General features: G+C 66.1%; 4 protein-coding genes. All 4 read left to right on the top strand.

All coding sequences use genetic code 11. The annotated features are described in order from the left end of the window. Positions 1-19: 19 nt before the first annotated feature. The 4 genes from HF854_RS01680 to infB all read left to right on the top strand — a co-directional run bounded on the left by HF854_RS01680 (position 20) and on the right by infB (position 5,576). Positions 20-754: an LSm family protein gene (locus tag HF854_RS01680; RefSeq protein WP_168934721.1), complete on the top strand. Its 735-nt coding sequence runs from the start codon at positions 20-22 to the stop codon at positions 752-754. 136 nt (positions 755-890) lie between these two features. Further along, positions 891-2,210, top strand: a complete 1,320-nt coding sequence (gene nusA, locus HF854_RS01685; protein WP_168934722.1) for a transcription termination factor NusA — start codon at positions 891-893, stop codon at positions 2,208-2,210. Beyond that, a complete protein-coding gene (locus tag HF854_RS01690; RefSeq protein WP_414437703.1) occupies positions 2,200-2,442 on the top strand; it encodes a YlxR family protein in 243 nt (80 codons plus the stop codon). Before nusA ends, HF854_RS01690 begins: the two co-directional genes overlap by 11 nt. After that, entirely contained in the window at positions 2,442-5,576 is a 3,135-nt protein-coding gene (infB, locus tag HF854_RS01695) for a translation initiation factor IF-2 (protein ID WP_168934724.1), read from the top strand. Before HF854_RS01690 ends, infB begins: the two co-directional genes overlap by 1 nt. Positions 5,577-6,255: the final 679 nt, after the last annotated feature.

Raw genomic sequence — 6,255 nt, forward strand, 5'->3', positions numbered from 1 at the left:
CAGACGCCCAGGAAGGGACATGAGCGAAAACAGCCTCAAGGAAACCGTCACCCGTCTGGCCACGCCCCTGGTCCAGGCTCAGGGTCTTGAAATCTGGGGTGTGGAGATCGCCCAGGCAGGCCGCACCACGGTGCGTGTGTTCGTCGACCTGCCGCTGGAGGTCAAACAGGCCCAGGCCGCGCTGTCCGCCGACAGCGATCCCGCCGACAACCTTGAGGACAGCGCCGACATCATGACGGCCCGCTCCGCCAGCATCGACCAGTGCGAGGAGATCTCGCGCCAGCTCGGTCTGGCCCTCGAAGTGGAAGACCTCATCGAACAGGCCTATGTGCTGGAAGTCTCCACGCCCGGCTTCAGCCGTCTGTTCTTCTCTCTCGACCAGATGCGTTCCTATGTGGGCGACATGGTGGAACTGCGCATGGTCTCCGCCTACGCTCCCGAGAACGCCCCCGCGGCCCGTCGCGCCTGGCGCGGCGTCCTGCGCGAAGTCACCGACAGCGCCGTGCGCGTGGCCCCTGCCAGCGTCTCGGCCGAGGGCGACATCTGCCCCGAGGCCATGGACGAGGTCCTGGTGCCCTGGGACATGGTGCGCCGCGCCAGCCGCATCCATATTTTCCGCCAGCCGCAGAAGCCCGGCAAGCAGCCCGCCCGCAAGGCCGCCAAGGCCGCGCCCCAGGGCGACGCCCCCAAGAAGGGCAAGGGCAAGAGCGGCAAGAGCAAGCATCCCGGCCGCAACGAGGCCGAAGACATATAACCGCACGGGCACGCCCTGCGGTCCTCTCACGCGGCCGCAAGGCCGCTTCGTCATCACCCGCCCGTGACGGCGGTTTCCGGCCCCGGCCGGTACACCAGGAAATTTATGCCGCCCTGTGCGGCAGCCGGAGGTAGCAATGAACCTTGAACTCAAAAAGGCCATTGACCAGATCAGCAAAGACAAGGGCCTTGACCGCGACATGCTCATCAAGACGCTTGAAGATGCCGTGCGCACCTCGGTGCAGCGCCGCTTCAGCGAAGATATGGATGTGGAAGTCCGGTACAACGACAACACCGGCGACATCGAAGTCTACCAGTTCAAGATCGTGGTGGAAGACGGCGAGGTCGAGAACGAAGACACCCACATCGGCATCACCGAAGCCCGCACCCATGATCCCTCCGTGCAGATCGACGACGAAGTCGGTTTCCGCGTGAAGGTGGAAGACCTGGGCCGCATCGCCGCCCAGTCCGCCAAGCAGGTCATCATCCAGCGCATGCGCGACGCCGAGCAGGAAATCATCTACGACGAGTACAAGGACCGCATGGGCGAGATCGTCTCCGGTATCGTGCAGCGTCGCGACAAGGGCGGCTGGGTGGTCAACCTGGGCCGCACCGAAGCCATCCTGCCCCGCGAGGAACAGATCCCCCGCGAACACTACAAGCGCAACGACCGCGTGCAGGCCATCATCATCGACGTGCGCAAGGAAGGCCGCGGCCCGCAGGTGGTCGTCTCCCGCGCGCACCGCGACTACATGGCCGCCCTGTTCCGCCGCGAAGTGCCCGAAGTGGACGACGGCGTGGTGCAGATCATGGGCGTGGCCCGCGACCCCGGCTCCCGCGCCAAGGTGGCCGTGCTCTCCCGTGAACGTGACGTGGATCCCGTGGGCGCCTGCGTGGGCGTGCGCGGTTCGCGCATCCAGAACATCGTGCAGGAACTGCGCGGCGAACGCATCGACATCGTGGTCTGGAGCCCCGATATCGCCACCTACGCCCGCAACGCCCTGGCCCCGGCCATGGTCTCCCGCATCGTGGTGGACGAAGAAGAGAACCTGCTGGAAGTCATCGTACCCGATGACCAGCTGACCAACGCCATCGGCCGCAAGGGCCAGAACGTCAAGCTGGCTGCCCGCCTGCTGGGCTGGAAGGTCGATATCTTCACCGAGACCCGCTACAACGAGGCCAATGCCATCGGCCACGGTCTGGAGCAGGTGGCCAGTGTGGCCGAAGTCTCCATGAACCAGCTGCTGGAAGCGGGCTACACCTCGCTGGACCTGCTGCGTCAGGCCACTGACGAGGAACTGTCCGACAAGCTGGCCATCTCGGACAGCCGCATCGCCGACCTGCGTTCGGCCATCAACTTCCTGGCCCCCGTGGCCGAGCCCGAACCCCGGGCCGCTGAGGAAGAAACGACCGACGCCGGCAACGGCGAAAAAGTCCAGGATGGTGATGAAGACTAGCCCCGACGCGCCCGCCGAGGGCTGCGAAGGGCCAGTGAGAATGTGCGTCATCTGCCGCCGCCGTTTCGCCAAGGCGGCACTGACGCGCCACGTGCGCGACGCGCACGGAAATTTGATTATCGACGCGCCGCAGACCAGTCCGGGCAGGGGCTGGTACCTGTGTGACGATCCGGCCTGCGCGGCACGATTCGCCAAGTTCAGACCGTCCAGACGGCGCAAGGGGGAAAAGTAATGTCGGATAGTAAAATCAAAATCAAGGATCTTGCCACTGAGCTCAAGATGGATGCCAAAGAACTGCTGCAGGAGCTGCAGTCCATGGGCTTCAACGTCAAGAGCACCCAGGGCTCCATCCCCATGGAAGAAGTGAGCGGGGTTCGCGACCGTGTGGCCGAGAACCGCCAGCGCAAGGCCGACCGCAAGGACGATCAGCCCACGGTCATCGTGCGCCGCCGCCGCGTGAAGGACGAAGCCCCGGCCGAAGAACAGCCCGTGGCCGAGACCAAGGCCGAAGCCGCGCCCGAAAAGGCTCCCGAGCCGGCCGCCCCGGTGGAGACGCCCGCGGCCCGCGTGATCTCCGTCCCCGAGCCCGAAAAGGCTCCCGAGGTCAAGCCCGAACCTGTGAAGAACGAAGCCAAAGCCGAAAAGACTCCCGAACCCGTCGCCCCGGTGGAAACGCCTGCCGCCCACGTGGTGGCCGCCCCCGAGGCCGAAAAGGCTCCTGAAGCCAAGCCCGAACCCGTGAAGAACGAAGCCAAAGCCGAACCCAGGACCGAAGCCAAGCGCGAAACCCGCGTGGAAAAGGCGACGCCCCAGACCGCCCGCGTGGTGGCTCCGGCCGGCGCCCGCGTCATCAGCCGCCCCGATACCACGCCCACGGCCCGTATCATCCGGCCCGCCCAGGCCGCCGCTCCCGTGACCAAGACGGAAGCCAAGGCCGAGCCCAAGCCCGAAAAGGCCCCCGAAGCCAAGCCCGAAGTGCGCAAGAGCGCCGTGCTGGCCGCCATCAACGCCAAGGAAGCCGCCGAGAACGGCGCCGCGGAAAAGGCCGCCAAGCCCCGCGCCGGCCGTCCTGACGCTTCGGCCATGCCCGAAGGCTCCTCCGCGCCCACGCTGCCCCAGCGCGAGGCCCGCGAGAACCGTGACGACCGCCCCGCCGAAGCCACGCCCACCCGCGCCCGCGTGGTGGCCCCGGCTCCCCAGGTGCGCGTCATCTCCCGTCCCCAGCCCGGTGCCACGCCCGCTCGTGACAGCCGTGACGGCGGACGCGATCGCGACGGCGGCCGTGATGGCCGTGACCGCGACGGTCGTGACAACCGTTCCGGCCGCCCCGGCGGCAACCGTTCCGGCTTTGGTGACCGTCCCCGCGGCGGTGCGCCCCGTCCCGCCGGTGGCGGCTACAGCGCTCCCGCGCCTGCCGCTCCCCTGGACAGCCGCGACGGCCAGAGCAAGAAAAAGCGCAACAAGGGCCGCCGCACCGTCGATTTCCAGCAGGGCGATTTCGGCCGCCATCAGGACGATGATGACGCGCCGCGCATGAACCGCAGCACCCGCGGCCGCCGCAAGCCCGGCAAGCCCGCCGCCGTGCAGGCCACCCAGCCGCTCAAGGCCGCCAAGCGCAAGATCCGCGTGACCGAAGCCATCCGCGTGGCCGACATGGCCCACCAGATGGGCCTCAAGGCCAACGAGATCATCAAGGTGCTCTTCGGTCTGGGCGTCATGGCCACCATCAACCAGTCGCTGGATATCGACACCGCCACCCTGGTGGCCGCCGAATTCGACTACGAAGTGGAAAAGGCCGGCTTCTCCGAAGAAGATTACCTGCTGCCCCAGCAGGAGGATAAGCCCGAAGATCTCAAGCCCCGTCCTCCGGTCGTCACCATCATGGGCCACGTCGACCACGGCAAGACATCGCTGCTGGACGCCATCCGCAAGTCCAACGTCACCAGCGGCGAAGCCGGCGGCATCACCCAGCACATCGGTGCCTACCATGTGAAGACCAAGCGCGGCGAGATCGTCTTCCTCGACACCCCCGGTCACGAGGCCTTCACCGCCATGCGCGCCCGCGGCGCCCAGGTCACCGACCTGGTCATCCTGGTGGTGGCCGCCGACGACGGCGTCATGGAGCAGACCCGCGAAGCCGTGAACCACTCGCGCGCCGCCGGTGTGCCCATCATGGTGGCCGTCAACAAGATGGACAAGCCCGGCGCCGATCCCGACCGCGTGCTGCGTGAACTGTCCGAGATGGGCCTGCAGCCCGAAGACTGGGGCGGCGACACCATCGTGGCCAAGGTCTCCGCCAAGACCCGTCAGGGCCTGGACGACCTGCTGGAACTGGTGGCCCTGCAGTCCGAGATCATGGACCTCAAGGCCAACCCCAACAAGCCCGCCCACGGCCGCATCGTGGAAGCCAAGCTGGACAAGGGCCGCGGCCCCGTGGCCACCGTGCTCATCCAGGAAGGCACCCTGCACCAGGGCGACAACTTCGTGTGCGGCCAGTTCTCCGGCCGCGTGCGCGCCCTGATGAACGACCAGGGCAAGAAGGTCAAGGAAGCCGGTCCCTCCATCCCTGTGGAAGTGCAGGGCTTTGAAGGCGTGCCCGAAGCCGGTGAAGAGTTCTTCGCCGTGGCCGACGAAAAGCTGGCCCGCCGCATCGCCGAAATGCGCGCCACCAAGCAACGCGAACGCGATCTGGCCAGCGAATCCAAGGTCACCCTGGAAACCTTCCTGTCGCGCCGCGCCTCCGACCAGGAGACCCTGACCCTCAACCTGGTGCTCAAGGCCGACGTGCAGGGCAGCCTGGAAGCCATCACCGAGGCCCTCAACAAGCAGAGCACGGAAAAGGTGCGCATCAACGTGGTGCACGGCGGCACCGGCGCCATCTCCGAATCCGACATCATGCTGGCTTCCGCCTCGCAGGCCATCATCATCGGCTTCAACGTGCGTCCCACCTCGCGCATCAAGGACATCGCCGAACGCGAGAACGTGGATATCCGCTTCTACGATATCATCTACAAACTGGTGGATGACATCAAGAGCGCCATGGCCGGTCTGCTGGCTCCCGTGCAGCGCGAAGTCTACCTGGGCCAGGCTGAGGTCCGTAACACCTTCAGCGTGCCCAAGGTCGGCATCATCGCCGGTTCCTATGTGGCCGACGGCAAGATCGCCCGTAACGCCGGCGTGCGCCTGCTCCGCGACGGCGTGGTGGTCTACACCGGCAAGATCAGCTCCCTCAAGCGCTTCAAGGACGACGCCCGCGAAGTGGTCAAGGGCAACGAATGCGGCGTGGGCCTGGAAAACTTCAACGACGTCAAGATCGGCGACATCATCGAAGCCTTCGAGACCGTCGAGGAAGCTGCCACCCTGTAAGCCGCGGTGGCCCGGGCGGCCCGTCCCCTGCCGGACCGTCGCCCCTCGTAGCTTCCTGCGTCGCAACGATGGGCGCATCGAAGCCTTCGAGACCATCGAGGAAGCTGCCACCCCGTAACAACGACAAACCGTGTCATGACCGGGCCTGCCCCCGGTCATGGCAACGGATACCCCCATCGGGGAATGTCCCCCTTTTCCCCGCCAAGGCGGCCGGTCTTCCGGCCGCCTTTTTTGATGCTGTCAGGACAGGCGAGGGGGAAAGGGGACCTTTTTGGAAAAAGGTCTCCCTTCCCCCCTCACACTCCCCCCATCCTCCCAAAAACTTTTATGCAGGTCTGTGGCAGGCCATCATGACGCACAGGCCCTTCTGACGCCCCTGGTCCCCCGGTGACACACTGAAAAAGATGGACAGGATGGCCCGTACCCCTCGCGATGGCGGAAGACCGCAGGGGGGCCGGCACCCTGTTCCTCCCCCTCCCGTCTCTCCCGCAACTGTTCCTGCCGGATGCCGTAAAACGGATGCTCTTTTCAAATGCGGCACTATCATTTACAAAATACGCCTGCTTTCCCGCCTTTTCGCGAAGAGGGGCACGATAGCAGGCCCGCCGGACAACGGCGGGGACCTGACATACCGACCCGAACAAAAGTTTTACGGGGGGATGGGGGTCCGGGGGAAGGG

It is taken from the genome of Desulfovibrio piger (assembly GCF_012843875.1).
Lineage (GTDB): Bacteria > Desulfobacterota > Desulfovibrionia > Desulfovibrionales > Desulfovibrionaceae > Desulfovibrio.